The organism is Streptomyces torulosus, assembly GCF_001419765.1.
GTDB lineage: Bacteria > Actinomycetota > Actinomycetes > Streptomycetales > Streptomycetaceae > Streptomyces > Streptomyces torulosus.
The window spans coordinates 1-694 of the sequence record NZ_LIRK01000243.1 but is presented as its reverse complement, the minus strand read 5'-3'; the positions used below and the strand labels follow the sequence as shown (position 1 = coordinate 694).

Here is a 694-nt window from a genome sequence, read left to right as displayed (position 1 = left end):
GGCGACAGCTTCGTCCCGCAGGCCCTCATCCCCTTCCTGGTGCTGCTCGTCATCGCCGTGATCGCCCTGCACGCCACCCCGTTCGGGCGGTCCCTGTTCGCGATCGGCGCCAGCGAGGAGGCCGCGCGCTTCACCGGCATCCGCGTCAAGCGCCAGAAGCTGATCCTCTTCACCGTCACCGGTGTGATGGCCTCCCTCACCGGCATCTTCTGGGCCCTGCACTACGCCAGCGCCCGCTACGACAACGCCACCGGACTCGAACTGTCCGTCATCGCGGCCGTGCTGCTCGGCGGCATCGACTTCGACGGCGGCAAGGGCACCCTCGGCGGCGCGATCGCCGGAGTGTTCCTCCTCGGCACCCTCCAGAACGTGATGAGCCTGCAGGACGTCTCCGCCCAGTCGCAGATCGTCGTCACCGGTGTCCTGCTCGTCCTCTCCGTGCTCGGCCCCCGGGTCGCACGCCAGATCTCCGTCGCGAGGGCCGGCCGCGGCGCGGCCGGCCCTCGCGACGGAGATCTGGCGTGCGACCCGGGGGCCGAGCACGGAGAGGACGAGCAGGACACCGGTGACGACGATCTGCGACTGGGCGGAGACGTCCTGCAGGCTCATCACGTTCTGGAGGGTGCCGAGGAGGAACACTCCGGCGATCGCGCCGCCGAGGGTGCCCTTGCCGCCGTCGAAGTCGATGCCGCCG

The 694-nt window shown here is 70.6% G+C and carries 1 protein-coding gene; it reads left to right on the top strand.

Annotated elements, in window-relative coordinates:
- On the top strand, positions 1–694 hold a 694-nt coding region (locus AOK23_RS49865; protein ID WP_240496423.1), incomplete at both ends, for an ABC transporter permease.